The organism is Vibrio ostreae (genome assembly GCF_019226825.1).
Lineage (GTDB): Bacteria > Pseudomonadota > Gammaproteobacteria > Enterobacterales > Vibrionaceae > Vibrio > Vibrio ostreae.
The window spans coordinates 610,845-626,786 of the sequence record NZ_CP076643.1; the positions used below are offsets into that span (position 1 = coordinate 610,845).

15 protein-coding genes and 1 riboswitch are annotated in these 15,942 nt (G+C 53.6%); of the genes, 10 read left to right on the forward strand and 5 right to left on the reverse strand.

Annotated features, from left to right (window positions below):
• Positions 1–8: 8 nt before the first annotated feature.
• The 5 genes from ureC to KNV97_RS09075 are packed head-to-tail and all read left to right on the forward strand — an operon-like array spanning position 9 to position 4,160.
• Positions 9–1,715, forward strand: coding sequence for an urease subunit alpha (ureC, locus tag KNV97_RS09055; RefSeq protein ID WP_218562927.1), 1,707 nt, complete (start codon positions 9–11; stop codon positions 1,713–1,715).
• 17 nt (positions 1,716–1,732) lie between these two features.
• Positions 1,733–2,299 (forward strand): urease accessory protein UreE, encoded by a 567-nt coding sequence (ureE, locus tag KNV97_RS09060; RefSeq protein WP_218562928.1) that lies wholly within the window; start codon positions 1,733–1,735, stop codon positions 2,297–2,299.
• Complete coding sequence (locus tag KNV97_RS09065) at positions 2,299–2,961, forward strand: urease accessory protein UreF (protein ID WP_136483196.1); 663 nt, start codon at positions 2,299–2,301, stop codon at positions 2,959–2,961. Before ureE ends, KNV97_RS09065 begins: the two co-directional genes overlap by 1 nt.
• 3 nt (positions 2,962–2,964) lie before the next feature.
• Positions 2,965–3,603 (forward strand): urease accessory protein UreG, encoded by a 639-nt coding sequence (ureG, locus tag KNV97_RS09070; RefSeq protein WP_136483100.1) that lies wholly within the window; start codon positions 2,965–2,967, stop codon positions 3,601–3,603.
• A 20-nt stretch (positions 3,604–3,623) separates the two neighbouring features.
• The gene (locus tag KNV97_RS09075; protein WP_136483102.1) at positions 3,624–4,160 is read left to right on the forward strand and encodes a HupE/UreJ family protein; all 537 of its coding nucleotides are present in this window, start codon (positions 3,624–3,626) and stop codon (positions 4,158–4,160) included.
• 185 nt (positions 4,161–4,345) lie between these two features.
• Here the strand turns inward: KNV97_RS09075 and KNV97_RS09080 are convergent, their stop codons facing one another.
• From KNV97_RS09080 to thiD, 4 genes are all read right to left on the reverse strand, one after another.
• Entirely contained in the window at positions 4,346–5,041 is a 696-nt protein-coding gene (locus KNV97_RS09080; protein WP_218562929.1) for a pirin family protein, read from the reverse strand.
• A gap of 128 nt (positions 5,042–5,169) precedes the next feature.
• Positions 5,170–5,817: a thiamine phosphate synthase gene (thiE, locus tag KNV97_RS09085; RefSeq protein WP_218562930.1), complete on the reverse strand. Its 648-nt coding sequence runs from the start codon at positions 5,815–5,817 to the stop codon at positions 5,170–5,172.
• Positions 5,814–6,638, reverse strand: coding sequence for a hydroxyethylthiazole kinase (gene thiM, locus KNV97_RS09090; protein WP_218562931.1), 825 nt, complete (start codon positions 6,636–6,638; stop codon positions 5,814–5,816). The genes thiE and thiM overlap by 4 nt, the downstream gene beginning before the upstream one ends.
• Positions 6,635–7,501 (reverse strand): bifunctional hydroxymethylpyrimidine kinase/phosphomethylpyrimidine kinase, encoded by an 867-nt coding sequence (gene thiD / locus KNV97_RS09095; RefSeq protein ID WP_136483110.1) that lies wholly within the window; start codon positions 7,499–7,501, stop codon positions 6,635–6,637. Before thiD ends, thiM begins: the two co-directional genes overlap by 4 nt.
• Before the next feature lie 136 nt (positions 7,502–7,637).
• A riboswitch (TPP riboswitch) is annotated at positions 7,638–7,762 on the reverse strand.
• 160 nt (positions 7,763–7,922) lie between these two features.
• Between thiD and KNV97_RS09100 the strand changes: the two genes are divergently transcribed.
• Complete coding sequence (locus tag KNV97_RS09100) at positions 7,923–8,798, forward strand: AraC family transcriptional regulator (protein WP_218562932.1); 876 nt, start codon at positions 7,923–7,925, stop codon at positions 8,796–8,798.
• 92 nt (positions 8,799–8,890) lie between these two features.
• Positions 8,891–11,038 (forward strand): TonB-dependent siderophore receptor, encoded by a 2,148-nt coding sequence (locus KNV97_RS09105; RefSeq protein ID WP_218562933.1) that lies wholly within the window; start codon positions 8,891–8,893, stop codon positions 11,036–11,038.
• Between the two features lie 76 nt (positions 11,039–11,114).
• Here KNV97_RS09105 and KNV97_RS09110 read toward each other — a convergent pair whose 3' ends face one another.
• Positions 11,115–12,554, reverse strand: a complete 1,440-nt coding sequence (locus tag KNV97_RS09110; protein ID WP_136483115.1) for a sucrose-specific PTS transporter subunit IIBC — start codon at positions 12,552–12,554, stop codon at positions 11,115–11,117.
• A 254-nt stretch (positions 12,555–12,808) separates the two neighbouring features.
• Between KNV97_RS09110 and KNV97_RS09115 the strand changes: the two genes are divergently transcribed.
• The 3 genes from KNV97_RS09115 (at position 12,809) to KNV97_RS09125 (ending at position 15,859) form a co-directional block, all read left to right on the forward strand.
• Positions 12,809–13,798: a LacI family DNA-binding transcriptional regulator gene (locus tag KNV97_RS09115; protein WP_136483117.1), complete on the forward strand. Its 990-nt coding sequence runs from the start codon at positions 12,809–12,811 to the stop codon at positions 13,796–13,798.
• 234 nt (positions 13,799–14,032) lie between these two features.
• Complete coding sequence (locus KNV97_RS09120) at positions 14,033–15,664, forward strand: glycoside hydrolase family 32 protein (RefSeq protein ID WP_218562934.1); 1,632 nt, start codon at positions 14,033–14,035, stop codon at positions 15,662–15,664.
• 6 nt (positions 15,665–15,670) lie between these two features.
• Positions 15,671–15,859 carry a hypothetical protein gene (locus KNV97_RS09125; protein ID WP_218562935.1) on the forward strand — a complete coding sequence of 63 codons (189 nt, stop codon included), beginning with the start codon at positions 15,671–15,673 and terminating at the stop codon, positions 15,857–15,859.
• Positions 15,860–15,942: the final 83 nt, after the last annotated feature.

Consider the following 15,942-nt stretch of genomic DNA (forward strand, 5'->3'; position numbering starts at 1 on the left):
ATGAACACATGGCACAGATAAGTCGGCAGGCTTACGCCGATATGTACGGACCCACGGTCGGTGACCGGGTGCGACTGGCGGATACCGATCTGATCATTGAGGTTGAACAGGACTTCACCGTCTATGGCGATGAGGTCAAATTTGGCGGCGGCAAGGTGATTCGTGACGGCATGGGGCAGGGGCAGAAATGCCGTGCTGACGTGGTGGATTGCGTGATCACCAATGCGCTGATTGTCGATCACTGGGGGATTGTCAAAGCCGATATCGGCATCAAAGACGGCCGTATCCATGCGATTGGCAAAGCTGGCAACAGCGATATTCAGCCGCAGGTGACCATTCATATCGGCGCCAGTACGGAAGTGATCGCCGGGGAAGGTCACATTGTCACCGCCGGTGCGATTGACGCCCATATTCACTTTATCTGTCCGCAGCAGATAGAAGAAGCGCTGATGTCGGGCACCACCACCATGATTGGCGGCGGTACCGGCCCAGCCACGGGAACCAATGCGACCACCTGTACGCCGGGGGCGTGGAATATGGCGCAGATGCTGCGCAGTACCGACCTGCTGCCGATGAACTTCGGCTTTCTTGCCAAAGGCAATGCCAGCCTGCCGGAGCCGCTGATTGAGCAGGTTGAAGCCGGCGCATGCGGCTTTAAACTGCATGAGGACTGGGGCACCACGCCCGCTGCGATTGATAACTGCCTGAGCGTCGCTGAACAGTATGATGTGCAGGTGGCTATCCATACCGATACGCTCAACGAGTCCGGTTTTGTTGAAGACACCATTGCGGCATTCAAAGGCCGTACCATACATACCTATCACACCGAAGGTGCAGGCGGCGGTCACGCGCCGGATATCATCGTGGCCTGCAGTCAGCCGAACGTGTTGCCGTCATCGACCAACCCGACCCGGCCTTATACCGTTAACACCATTGATGAGCACCTCGACATGTTGATGGTATGCCACCATCTGGACCCCAATATTCCGGAAGACGTAGCGTTTGCCGATTCGCGCATCCGCAAAGAGACGATTGCCGCCGAAGACATTCTGCATGATCTGGGTGCGTTTTCGATGATCGCCTCAGACTCGCAGGCGATGGGGCGGGTTGGGGAAGTGATCTGCCGCACCTGGCAGACCGCCCACAAAATGAAAGTGCAGCGTGGCCTGCTGGAGCAGGATCGGGAGCTGGGCGCGGATAACTTCCGGGTCAAACGCTTTATCGCCAAATACACCATTAACCCGGCGCTGGCGCATGGCATCGACCATATGGTCGGTTCACTCGAAGTGGGCAAGCTGGCCGATATCGTGCTGTGGAAGCCGGCTTTCTTCGGTATCAAGCCCGCGCTGATCCTTAAAGGCGGCTTTATTGCGGCCGCGCCGATGGGCGATGCGAATGCCTCTATTCCGACGCCGCAACCGGTTCATTACCGTTACATGTTCGGCGGTTTTGGTCAGGCCGCGGCCGCCACTTCGGTGACCTTTACCAGTCAGGCTGCGATTGATGGTGAACTGCGCAGCCGCCTTAATCTGAGCCGTGAGCTGGTGGCGTGTCGCAACTGTCGCAGCGTCACCAAACACGACATGGTGCATAACAGCTACATGCCGAATATTACGGTCGATCCGCAAACCTATGAAGTGCGTGCCGACGGCCAGTTGTTGACCTGCGACCCGGCCACTGAACTGCCGCTCGCACAACGTTATTGTTTATTTTAATCCATAAGGAGAAGGGGATGTTTCGTGTGATAAGACGCATAGCGGATGCTGAGCATCAATCTCCCGTACAGGTGGCTGATCAGGTCATGCTGCCGTTTGATGTGCGCCAGAAAGGCCGCTTTCGCACCCAGAGTGCGCAGGGGCATGATGTTGGTGTATTTCTGGAGCGTGGCGAAGTGCTGCAAAGCGGCGATCATCTGCTGACCGAATGCGGGCAGAGATTCGCCGTCGTGGCAGAACAGGAGGCGGTGATTGAAGCCAGTTGCAGTGACTGGCAGGTATTTGCGCGCGCCTGTTACCACATGGGTAACCGGCATGTGCCGATGCAAATTGGTGAGCGCTGGCTGCGTTTTCAGCCCGATCACGTGTTGCAGGAAATGCTGGAATTGCTTGGTATGGCGTGCCGCGCGATGACAGAGGAATTCAGTCCGGAAAACGGGGCTTACCATGGTCGCGGCGGGCACACTCACGGCGGACACAGTCACGGCCATGCTCACAGTCATGACCATAGCCTCAATCCAAATCATCGTCATGATCACCATCATTCACACAGTGATCATCAGCATGAGGAGCACAACCATTGATGAAGACCCAGGCACTGCTTTCGCTGCTGCATCTGAGCAGTCCGAGCCTGCCGATTGGTGCGTTTGCTTACAGTCAGGGGCTGGAGAGTGCCATTGAGCACCAGCTGGTCACCAATGAGCAAAGCCTGATGGCCTGGCTGGAGCCGCTGTTGGCGCAGGGTCAGGCCAGTCTGGATATTCCCATGCTGGCACGTTGCTACCATGCGTGGCAACAGCACGACCTGGCTGCGTTGCAACACTGGCAACAGATCTTGCTGGCTTATCGTGAGACGGCGGAGCTGGTGAAAGAAGAGCAGATCCTCGGTCAGACTTTATGCCGCTTGCTGACCAGCCTGGAGGTTGAACTGCCTGCTGAGGCACGGCAGATGAGTTACCTGCCGCTATACGCCAAGGCCGCACACCATTTTGGCCTCGATCTGGAGCAGGCGGTGGTGGGCTGGCTCTGGTCCTGGCTGGAAAATCAGATCACGGTGGCGTGTAAAGCCATTCCACTTGGCCAGACGGCCGCACAAAAGGTGCTGCTGGCGATGATGCCGAAATTCGAGTCGGCGATAGACAGGGGCCTGTCACTGGATGACGCCTCGGTCGGCTTAACCCTGCAACGTTTTGCCATGCTCAGCAGCTGGCATGAGACGCAGTATTCAAGATTATTCAGGAGTTAAACAATGAGTACACAATGCTTACGAGTCGGGGTCGGTGGCCCGGTCGGTTCAGGTAAAACCGCGCTGCTGCGCCAGTTGTGTCTGGCGATGCGCGAACACTACAACCTGGCGGTGGTCACCAATGATATTTACACCAAGGAAGATGCGGAATTTCTGCTGCGTCATCAGGCTCTGGAAGCGGACCGCATTCTTGGGGTGGAAACCGGCGGTTGTCCGCACACGGCGATTCGTGAAGATGCGTCGATGAACCTGGCGGCGATTGATGAACTGCAGGCGCGTCACGCCGGGTTGGAACTGGTACTGGTGGAAAGTGGTGGCGATAACCTCAGTGCGACGTTCAGCCCTGAGCTGTCGGATCTGACCCTGTATGTGATTGATGTGTGCGCCGGGGATAAAATTCCGCGCAAAGGCGGGCCGGGGATCACCAAATCGGATTTGCTGATCATTAATAAAACCGATTTGGCGCCGATGGTGAATGCTTCACTGGAGGTGATGGATCGGGATGCGAAAAAAATGCGCGGCGAAAAACCGTTTGTATTTACCAACTTGATGCGTGGTGACGGGCTGAAAACCGTGATCGATTTTATTGTCCGCCAGGGAATGCTGGCTCAGCGTGACGTCAAGGTCACGGTTACCGAATAATAATTGACAAGGAGAGTGTGATGAAAGTAACCAAATTAATGATGGCCGCGAGCGGATTGCTGGCCAGTCCTGCGGTCTGGGCTCATCCGGGCCATGACACCACGGCCAGTTTTGCACACGGCTTCATGCATCCGCTGACCGGCGCCGATCATCTGCTGGCGTTGCTGCTGATTGGCATGTTTGCCGCACCTTACGGCTGGAAGACCGCGTCTAAAGCGATTGGTGTGGTACTGGGCGCACTAGCGATGGGTTTTGTGGCCGGCATTGAGTGGGTTAATACCAGCCATATCGAAACGGTGGTGATGGCATCGCTGGTTCTGCTGCCATTGGCTCTGATTGCGATGCGCCGTTCTGCGTTGCAGGCGCTGGCGCTGGCCGCGGTGGCGCTGTTCAGTGCCTGTCACGGTATCGTGCAGGGCGCTGAGTCTCAGGGGGCCTTGCTGCAATATGCCCTGGGCACGCTGCTGGCGAGCGGCGTAGTGATTGTTGCCAGCCTGCTGGTGAGTAAAGCGGTGCGCCGTGCAGTGCTTGCTACCCGTCAGTTCAGCCGGCGTTAGACGCCATTAAACCGTTATGTGTACTGAAAACAGGATATGTGTTGAAAACAGGGATATGTACTGAGTTGCTTGACAAAGCTTAATCCGGATAGATAAAAGGGCCTGCAGATAGGCAGGCCCTTGTTATACTTTTCTCACGCTGCTAAACAAATGCTGGTAAACAAATGTTATACCGTGCTGCCAGCTTATGGCAGATCAAACACCAGAGCTTTGACCGCAACATCGCTGGCGTTACGCAGCTGCAGCTCGCTTTCGGCGCTGATTTTCGCGCCATCGCCCGGCGTGAGCACGACGTCGTTGACGTTCAGTTCGCTGTCTATCTGATGGATATAAATCCGGCGACCCGGCGCTACATCCAGATGTAAATCAGTGCCTGGCAGCAGGATTAGCTGGTGCAGGGTTACATCCTGTTTGATGTGCAGCGTGCCATTTTCACCCGTTGGCGTGGCAATGGTGGTCAGCCCCGGCTCCTGTCCGAAATCTTTCTGCTGGTAACCCGGCTCGCCGCCCAGCGTATCAGGCTGAATCCAGATTTGCAGAAATTTCAGCGTATCGCTGTTGGAAGCATTGAATTCACTGTGGTGAATTCCGCGCCCGGCCGACATCAGCTGAAATTCACCGGCCGGCAGGGTTTTCACATTGCCGGCACTGTCTTTATGGGCGATGGTGCCCTCCAGCACATAACTGATGATTTCCATGTCTCGGTGACCATGGGTATCGAAGCCCGCGCCAGGCGTCACTTGGTCATCATTGATGACGCGCAGCTCGGAAAAGCCCATGTGCGCCGGATCGTAATAGTGGCCAAACGAGAAGGTATGTTTACTGTCCAGCCAGCCAAAATTTGCCCGGCCACGCGCTGCTGCCGCTCTTACTTCAATCATCTTGTGCTCCTCACCCGCTTGCTGCGGATTGCTTTTATTGCTTTCAACCGTTGGTGTACTGTTGCTTGATGGCGCCAGTCTACGGCGTTATGGATAGCCTCAACAGCAAGTCAGGTTGTCGCACTTGTTCAATTATTTGCAATGACTTTGTGCGGGGAATGTGCATCAATCAAGTCACGCAATGCTCTGGCGGCCTGTTCAGGTTGGCTGGCATGGCTGATCGCCGATACCAGAGCAACGCCGTCTACGCCGGTCGCGGCCACACGGGCAAGGTTTCCCTGATTAAGACCTCCGATCGCCACCAGCGGCAGGCGGGTGTGCTGCATCGCCCAGGTCAGTCCTTCCAGCCCCCAATGTTTGACTGTATCGGTTTTGGTCGGGGTGGCAAAAATCGCACTTAACCCCAGGTAGTCGACCGGTAACTGATGAGCCGCCTGAAACTGCTGCTCATTTTCGACCGACAGTCCAAGGAGTTTATCCGCTCCCAGCAACTGGCGGGCGATGGTGGCGGGCATATCGCTTTGCCCGAGGTGCACACCGTCAGCATCAACAGCCAGGGCGACATCGACCCGGTCGTTGATGATCAGCGGCACCCCTGTACCGCTCAGGAGCTGTTTTATCGCTTCAGCGCGTTGGATAAAGGCGCGTACATCACCATGTTTTTCACGGATCTGCACCATGGTTACCCCGCCACGTACGGCTTGCTTTACCACCTGACATAAGTTGGTGAGATCCTGCTGGTCATCGGTGACCAGGTATAAACGATAGTCACTCATAGTTCGAATGCCTTCGGGTCAGTTGGATGCGGCATAGTTTGCAGCTTTACTCTGTCGATTAAGGTGTTTTCATCCAGCAGGTGTAGCGTATCGAGCAGGGCAAGCTGCAGGCTGCCCGGCCCTTGAGCCTGCTGAGCCGCCAGTTCGCCGGCGACACCCATGATGGCTGCGGCGCTCAGACCACTCAGATCACCACATGCCGCGCAGGCGCCGGTTAAAGCACTCAGGCTGCATCCCATCCCGGTCACTTTGGGCATCATGGCGTCGCCGTTACTCAGCTGTGCGACTTGATCGCCGCTGATGATAAAATCCTGCGCGCCGGAAATGACCACGCTGGCATGGTATTGCCTTGCGAGTTGTTGCCCGGCGGAGATGGCGCTGTGGCTGGCATCTCTGGCATCCACCCCTTGCCCCTGTGTATCACTACCGGCCAGCGCCATGATTTCTGAAGCATTGGCACGGATGATTAGCCGCTCTGCCTGAGCGGCAAAACGACGTGAGGTTTCTGTACGTAACCGACTGGCGCCGCAGCCGACCGGATCCAGGATGACGGGTTTGTGGTGACGGTTGGCTGCATCAATGGCAAATGCCATGCGCTCAATCCAGATTTCATCCAGGGTGCCAATATTAATGACCAGCGCTCCGGCAATCTCTATCAGTTCATCCATTTCGCGGCGTGAATGGGCCATGATCGGAGACGCGCCGACGGCCAGCAACGCATTGGCACTGTTGTTCATCACTACATAATTGGTAATGCTGACTACCAATGGCTGATTGGCGCGCAGGGCCTGAAAGGTGCGCGCGATAAGCTCAATATTCATAAAGACTCCAGCTGAGATGATGGAATAGGCGAAAGGGCAAAGAAATGATGCACCGGGCCGTGACCGCGTCCAACATCTAGCTCATCGGCATGGGCAATCGCCCGAGAGATGTAGTGTTTAGCGTGGCGAATGGCATCTTGCAGCGTAAATCCCTGAGCGAGGTAACAAGCAATCGCTGACGACAGCGTACAACCGGTGCCATGCGTGTTTTGGGTGTCGACCCGCTGAGCGCGGAATACCGCCGTGTCCGCGCCGCTCAGTAGCCAGTCATCGCTGTGACTGGTACCTGGCAGATGACCGCCTTTGAGCAGCACGGCCTGGCATGGCAGGGCGCGCAGTGCTGCGCTCATCGCTTCAAGCTGTGACTCCTGCTCGCAGAGCGGCAGACCAGTCAGCGCCGCGGCTTCTGGCAGGTTAGGCGTGATCAGGGTCGCCAGTGGCAGTAATTCCCGCTGCAGGCTGTCGATTGCCGCACTTTGCAGCAGTAAATCGCCACTGGTGGCCACCATGACCGGATCCAAAACCACAAAACGCGGCTGATACTGACGCAGTTTACGCGCCACAGCGGCAATGATGTTACTGTCGGCCAGCATACCAATTTTGACCGCGACGATATCGAGATCGCTGAACACCGCATCGAGCTGACTTTCTACATGTTCAACCGGCACCGGCAGAATGGCACTGACACCTTGGGTGTTTTGCGAGGTTATGGCAGTAATCACGCTGCAGGCATAACCGCCTGTTGCTGAGATGGCTTTGATATCGGCCTGGATACCGGCGCCGCCGCCACTGTCTGAACCGGCAATGGTCAGCACAATCGGTGTATTAAGAGAGGATTGGGATTGATTATCTGATTGAGGCATTTGGGCTCCTAATCGTCCGACAATCAGGAACCGGTTTAGCACCACCTGTCAGGTTTTGCTAAACAGCCGCCGCGAGGCGGTCATGTTGGGGGAGATGACAGGGGGAGCTATTAGATCTCAACCCGCCTACAAGCCTTACCACAACACTATAGTTCCCTACGTCAGTACTAACTGAATCAGGTTCTACGGGTCTCGCGATGACGCTTTGCCTGTGGCAAATCTTCCGGCGATCTCAGCTTTACAGCTCCCCGACTATAAGGCGCAGATGATAACAGATATTTTTACTACTGTTGATCACTGAGCGCTACTTTTGCTCGATTGACGCACTCAATCTTGTCTAGAGTGGTTAGTTGATAACACTTCTCACTAAGATTGGTTTTATGCGACACTAGTAGGTAAAGGTACTCAGGAGTCAGTTTACATGGGCGCTGTATCCGCTTCATTTACGCGAATCTGCAATTTGCTCGAATATATTCACCAACATCTAGACCAGCCTTTATCGCTGGATCGGCTTTCACAGCAGAGTTGCTGGTCGCGCTGGCAGTTGCAACGGGTATTTCACAATGAAACCGGTCTGACGGTGGCGAACTATGTACGCGAGCTTAAGCTGAGTGAAGCCGCTGAGCGTCTTGTATGCAGTCAGGAGCGAGTGATTGATATTGCACTGGCCCTCGGTTTTAGCTCTGAAGTCAGTTTTAGTCGCACCTTTAAACATCATTTCGGTATCAGTCCGCGCCAATATCGCCAGCAAGGGCAGCGCACAGGCTTACGTAAACCATTGCAGGTGCAACAATTTGCGCCGCGTGGTGAGCGCTGTACTCGTCTGGTTGATGTTCGGCTGGAAAGCCAAGCAGAATTTGAGTTGTTCGGTGTCGCCACGACTATCCGCGGTTTACTCTCTTCACAACCGGATTTCACGACTCAGGTGCCGAAAATCTGGCAGACATATTTTTCTTGTCCAAGCGATAGCAAGCCTGGTCCCTTAACGGGCGTCATCGATGTGACCCGGGTCGGCAGTGAACATGGTCAGCTGCGCTACTGGGCGACTGGAAGTCATTGGATGGCGGGGTTAAATTCGGTGCGTATTCCGGCGCAAACTTATGCGGTGGTGAAACATTGCGGACCGGTTTCGCAACTGGCTGATACTCTGGAATGGTTTATTTTTGAATGGCTGCCGGATTCTCCTTATCGGGGAGTGGACGGATTTGAGCTGGAGCGCTATCCGGCTGATTACAACTGTGCCTGCGATAACGCGGCAATGGAATACTGGTTACCGATTACCGCACGAACGGATTAACATGCTCCAAATTGTTAACTTTCCGTGGTGTACTTTGCTTAGAATACAAATGATATGTATTCTCATAAATAAAAGCAGGGTAGTTATTTCACATGGCTGTTGTTAAGCATTCTACATTTTCTCCGATCGCTGTTGCGATCATGGCGGCTTTCGCCACTCCATTTGTCTTGGCAGCGCAAGCAGACAATCCACCAGTCGATACGGTCACTATACTGGGCAAAACCTATCGCAACACCGCAACGAAAACCACGTTAGCACCGCAAGAAACGCCTCAGGGCATCAGCGTGATTGAAGGGGAGCAACTGCAGCAGCGTGCTGTCACCTCACTTGGCCAGGCGGTACGTTACGCGCCGGGTGTGGTGACGGAAACCAAAGGTGGTTCAGTCACCTTACTTGATAATTTCTATATTCGTGGTTTTGAATCTAATCAGAGCTATTACGATGGTATGTTGGTGCAGTACCTGAAAGGCTGGAACCTGCAGCCGCAGATTGATCCGATTGCGATGCAACAGGTGGAAATTTTTAAAGGGCCGACCTCTGTGCTGTATGGTGCCATGCCGCCTGGCGGCATGGTGAATGTGATTGCTAAAAAACCGCAGCCCCAGCGACATACTGAGCTGTCGGTTTCCGGCGGTTCGCGTAACCTCAAACAGGTCACACTCGATACCACCGGTCCGCTTGGGGATGGCGACCTGCGCTATCGTTTGCTGGCTAAATCCCGTAAACAGGATGGTCAGGTCGATGGCACTGAAGAAGAACGTTACGTGATTGCCCCGTCTCTGGACTGGCAAATTACGGACGATACGTTACTCAACCTGAATCTGTACTATCAAAAAGATCCGGATATGGGAATGAATTCCGCTTTGCCGGCATCAGGTACCGTAACCGGAAATCCATATGGTTCAACGTCGCCATCGACCTCGGCCGGTGACCGTAACTGGAGCAAGTTTGAGCGGGAATTTTGGATGCTAGGCTACAAAATCCAGCATGATTTCAATGCCGAGTGGTCTTTGCTGCAAAGTCTGCGTTATACCGATGCCACGCTTTATCAGGAAAACACCTATCACAGCGCCGGACAATTTGATGCCGTGACGGGCAATCTGCAGCGCAACATCTACAGCACGGATGAAGATTCGCACGGCATTGTGGTCGATAACCAGTTGTCAGGTCAGGTTAGCTGGGGCAGTGTTGAACACAACCTGTTGTTGGGTATCGATTATCAGCGTCTCAAGGGCAATTCGGACTATCGGACTTATCAGACTACTGAGAGCGATTTTGGCGCATTCAACCTCTTTGCACCTGACAATAACCTGTTGGATCGCAGTAGCCTCACGCAGACGGATTTGTATGCCTACGATATATCCATCAAACAGTTGGGTTTCTACTTTCAGGATCAGTTACGCTGGAATCGCTGGGTGCTGATTGGCGGCGGCCGCTTTGATCATTATACCAGCAGCAGTGAGGTGTCCGGTTACAGCACGGATGCGGATGATAATGAGTTTACCTATCGGGTCGGTGCATTATACGAATTTGATTCTGGCCTGGCGCCTTTTGCCAGCTTCGCGACCAGCTTCTCTCCGGTTGCCGGGGGCGACAGCCAATTCGGCCAGCCGTTTAAGCCTGAAACCGGTAAACAGGTGGAAGTCGGGGTCAAATATCAATCGGCGGATATGAGCAAGCAAGGCAGCATCTCTTTGTACCATATCCTCAAAAACGATGTTGTGGTGACCGATCCTTCTTCCGCGGATTATCAGGATGATATTCAGGTCGGCGAAGTACGTTCACAGGGGATCGAAGTCGAAGGGCGCTGGTGGGTAACACCTGGCTGGGATATTGCCGCCAGTTACACCTATTCCGATGTTGAGGTTACTAAAGACAGCGCCAACGGCCTGCAGGGCACGACACCGATTTACGTCCCTGAGCACAGCGCCACACTGTGGAGCACCTATCAGATTGATCAGGGAGTGCTTGATGGCAGCCGGGTCAGCGCAGGCGCACGTTATGTCGGCAGCATGATGATGGATGCGACGAATACCCAGGGCAAAGTACCGGACTACACCATGGTTGATTTGTCGCTGGGCTACGACTTGGGCAAAATCAGTGAGCGTCTGCAGGGCGTCAGCGCCGACGTGATTGCCAGCAATCTGTTAGATGAAAAATCCTATACCTGTTACGACAATATGAACTGCTGGTACGGAGCGGAGCGTACGATTGAAGTCAAACTGGGTTACCAGTTCTGAGTTAAGCACAGAGAACAAAACGCCCGGCGAAAGCCGGGCGTTTTGTTCGTCATCAGCCAGTGATTATCTATGTAGATCAGGCTGTAGCACTGACGCCTTGCTTGGCTTTTTGACGCATCCCCAGCACTATGGTCAGACCGAAGGCGACCGCAAACGAAATCACCATACCCACCACGTAGTAACCGATTTTTTCCGGATTGATGGAGATAATGCCCGGAATACCGGCTGCGCCCAAAGCGTGTGCTTTTACGTGGAACAAGGTCAGGAAAGCGCCGGATACCGCAGCACCAATAATCGCAGCGATAAACGGGTAGCGTAGCTTGAGGTTAACGCCGAACATGGCGGGTTCAGTGATGCCAAGTAGCGCTGTAATACCCGATGGCATCGCGATGCCTTTTTGTTTCACGTCTTTGGTGGTAAATGCCACTGCCAATGCAGCCGCGCCCTGTGCAACGTTCGACATTGCTGCAATTGGGAAGATGAACGTACCGCCTGTGGTGACGACATCAGCCAGCAACTGGGTTTCAATCGCGATAAAGCTGTGGTGCATACCGGTAATGACAAACGGAGCGTAAATCAGGCCAAATACCGCACCGCCAACGAAACCCGCTGAGTCATATAACCAACTCAGGCCATCACCGAGCATAAAGCCAACATCACGGGTAATAGGGCCAACCAGAGTGAAGGTCAGAAAGCCGGTGATAAAAATTGCCAGCATCGGAGTCAGCAGGTTATCGAGTACCGAAGGGACAACCTTACGCAGCCCCAGCTCAACTTTGGCCAGAATAAATGCCGAGACCAGAACCGGCAGTACAGAGCCCTGATAACCGACTTTTTCGATTTCCAGCCCGAGTATATTCCAGGTCGGTACCGTGCCATGGACAGCCGCGCTGCCAAAACCCCAGCCATTAAGCAGGTCCGGGTGCACCATCAGCATACCCAGTGCCGCGCCCAGGAAGGGGTTACCACCGAACTTACGTGATGCGGAAAATGCCAGTAAGACGGGTAAATAAACAAAAGGCGCATTGGCAAAGGTGTTGATCATGCTGGCCAAATCAGCCAGTCCCGGGTTGGCGTCAATCAGAGATTGCCCGTCAATAAACAGCCCTTTTGCGGTCAGAACATTAAACAACCCCATCAGCAGACCGCCGGCGACAATGGCCGGAATGATGGGGACAAAAATATCCGACAGGCCTTTAACCGCGCGCTGCAGCAGATTTTGCTTATCTGCCCCGGCTGCGGCAACGTCATTGGTCGACATTTCAGCCATGCCAGTCAGTTTAGCCATTTCGGCATAAACCTGGTTGACAATGCCGGATCCAAAAATGATCTGGTATTGACCTGCGACTTTAAACTGGCCTTTTACGCCCTGCAGTCCGTCAATGGCCTTTTCGTCAATCTTATTTTCGTCTTTGACTGCAAGACGCAGTCTGGTTGCGCAGTGTGCCAGCGCCTGAAGGTTTTCTTTACCGCCCAGGTGCTCGAGAAGTTGCTTTGCTATGACTGGATAGTCCATAACTCACTCCGGTTCTTGTTACTTGTCAGTATAGTGGTTAACTGCGTTATTTTTGAATTTTCGGGAACGTTTGCAAGACGCATTCTTGTCAATAAAAAACCGCCGGTCAAAAGCATCTCGTTTATTCTGTGAGAAAGATCAGCAAAACCGAGAAGGAAAAAGGGCAAAACAAGGTTAAAATCACGCTAGTTAAGTGGTTGATGTCGGTTCATTCTGCAATCAATCCCAATTTTCGCAGCGTAATAGGATATGGCATGGCAAGTTTGCACGATGTGGCCAGGTTGGCCGGGGTGTCAAAATCGACGGTCTCGCGCGTCATTAATGATGAATACGGGGTCAAAGAGTCGACTAAAGTTAAAGTGCTTCAGGCGGTGTCCGAGTGCGGCTACGTCGTCAATCAGGTAGCTAAAGATCTTAAATCACAGAAGACCAATCTGATTGGTGTGATTGTGCCACGGGTGTCTTCCCATGCCACCGCACAGGGTGTGGATGGCCTGACCAAGATACTGGAACAAAATGGTAAGCATGTCCTGCTGGCCAACACTCATCAGATGCATGCCAAAGAGCTGGAATACATCCGCATCTTCAATCAAAAACGGGTCGAGGGCATTATTTTTTATGCGACCCACCTCGACATGCCGCTGATTAAAGAGATTCAGAACTCTGCAGTGCCGGTCGTGCTGGTCGGGCAAGATGGTTCTCTGCACGATATTCCCAGCGTGGTTCATGACGATACCCGGGTTGGCTTTGAAGCGGGCAACCGTCTGGTAGCGGCAGGCTGCCAGCGCGTTGGCTTTATCGGCGTACAGAGTGATGATATCGCGGTCGATGTGCAGCGCGGTCAGGGGCTAGAGCAGGCGCTGACGATGCATAACCAGTCGTTGGTTTGTCATCTGCGTGGTGACTTTTCGATTGAGTCCGGTCATCGGCTGGCACAGCAAGCGATGCGCGACTATCCGCAACTCGATGGCTTGTTCTGTGCGACAGACCGTCTGGCAGTAGGGGCGGTAAAAGCGCTGCAGGCGGCCGGTATTCAGGTTGGTAAGCAGGTGAAAGTGCTGGGCGTCGGGAATGATGAACTGGCGTTTGTCAGTAATCCCGGGTTATCAACCTTCAATTATGCGTTTGATAAAGCAGGTGAAAATGCCGCTAAAATGTTGCTGGACCGGATTGCCGGTCAAGGACAGGAAATGAGTAAAGTGGTGCTGACATTTCAGAACATTGTCCGTGAAACCTGTGCGTGACGATCCTGCTCTGATCATCGTTGCCGACCATTCTCACATAACATTTGTTCTCACATAACATTTGTGTTTCACAACCGCCTGAATGTTCGGCTTCGGCCACCTATCAGGCGGAGTTTGTGTGTCCGGCTTCACACACATCTGCATAACCTTGCTATAAAAATTGGAAACACTTGCCTGACAGTGGTTAGTTGTATATTTTGAGAACGTTCCCGAAATTAGCTATTAGGTCAGTTTATGTCGTTACAGAGACTTATCGAACTCGCGGGCGGGCTCGATAACATTCAACGGATTTTGGCGCCGGACGGGCGCATAGTCGTTGCGGTATCCGATCGCCACGCTGTCTGTTCACTACCAGATGAGGTCACGGCGGAGTCCGTACTCGGAGAGTGGCAACTGAGTATAAAACGTGATAATACCATTCAGGATGAGGATCTGGCCTTGGTCGGCCGCTCTATTGCCGCCAGGCAGCAGAGAAAAGCCGCGCAGTATCGTGTCGCCCGGCCATCTCACTATCGCCCGCAGTGGCATATTTCTCCGCCGCAAGGCTTGCTCAACGATCCCAATGGTTTTATCTACCATGATGGGGCTTACCACCTGTTCTATCAATGGTATCCATATTCCTGTGAGCACAAAGACAAATACTGGGTTCATCTCACAAGTGATGATTTGATTAGCTGGCACTGGCAGTCTGTGGCCTTAACCCCGTCCGACTGGTTTGACAGTCACGGGGTCTTTTCCGGCCATGCAGTCAGTCATGGCGATGATTTAATGCTGTTTTATACCGGCAATACTCGTTTGGGGCCTGATCGTCAACGCCAGACTATGCAGTGTGCGGCCCGTATGAACGCAGACGGGCAGTTTGAAAAATTAGGACCGCTGATTCGAGAGTTGCCGCCGGGGGTGACCGAACATATCCGTGACCCGAAAGTGGCGTTTCATCAAGGGCGCTGGCATATGTTGCTGGGTGCTCAGACCGAATCTCTGCAGGGACGACTTGCCGTTTATCATTCTGATGATCTGCTTAACTGGCAGTTTGATAAGCTATATGGTGATGAGCTTTCTCCTTACGGTTATATGTGGGAGTGCCCGGACTGGTTTGAGCTTGGCAATGAATGGTTTGTGGTGTTTGGCCCGCAAGGCATTGAATCTGAAAACCTGCATCACAATATTGTGCATCAAAACCGTATCTTCCGCGTTAATCAGGATGAGCAGGGCGGCTTTGATTTTATCGAAGGCTGGGCCCTGGACGAAGGGTTTGATTTTTATGCGCCGCAAAGTGTACAAACCCCGGACGGACGCCGTGTGATGTGCGGCTGGATGGGATTACCGGATGAGTTAGATCAACCGAGTTGTGATCATGGTTGGCTGCACCAGTTAACCTCGATGCGTGAATTACGCTGGCTTAACGGGCGGGTGCTGCAACAGCCGGCGGCTGAACTGGATTTACTGCGTGGTGAAACCCGTCAGGTCAACTTGAATGATAAGCCGCTTGACCTGAGTACCAAGAGTTTCGAGCTGGTGGTCACGCTGGCGTGGGGCAGCGAACTGCATCTGATGCATGACGATAAACATAAAGTGGTACTGACGCTGGATAAACAGCAGGGTGTGCTGCGTTTTGATCGCTCCCAAACCTTGATCCGCCAGGGCGATACAATCCGTGAACTGGTGTTGAACAGTGAGTCGGTAACATTGCAGATTCTGGCCGACAGCTCATCACTGGAAATTTTTATTAATGGTGGTGAGCAGGTAATGACCGGACGTGTATTCACTCCTGAGCATGCAACCCGGATCTCTCTGCAAGGTGCCGCTGTCAGTGGCAGAGTGACTCTTCTTCATTCTGCTCACGCGCCGTTTGTTGACGCATAAGAGGTTATGAGCAGCCAAGCCATCCCGTCGGGATGGCTTTTTTTGTTTCTATGCCGGCTGTTTTCTGGTTTGCTGTTTTGCAAGGCAAGGCAAGGCAAGGCAAGGCAAGGCAAGGCAAGGCAAGGCAAGGCAAGGCAAGGCAAGGCAAGGCAAGGCAAGGCAAGGCAAGGCAAGGCAAGGCAAGGCAAGCTGTGAGTGCCGGGGTCAGGAACACTGACAGAAAAAAGCCCGGCTTGCGCCGGGCTGAATGGGAGGGATTACTTTTTGAGATCAGGTAT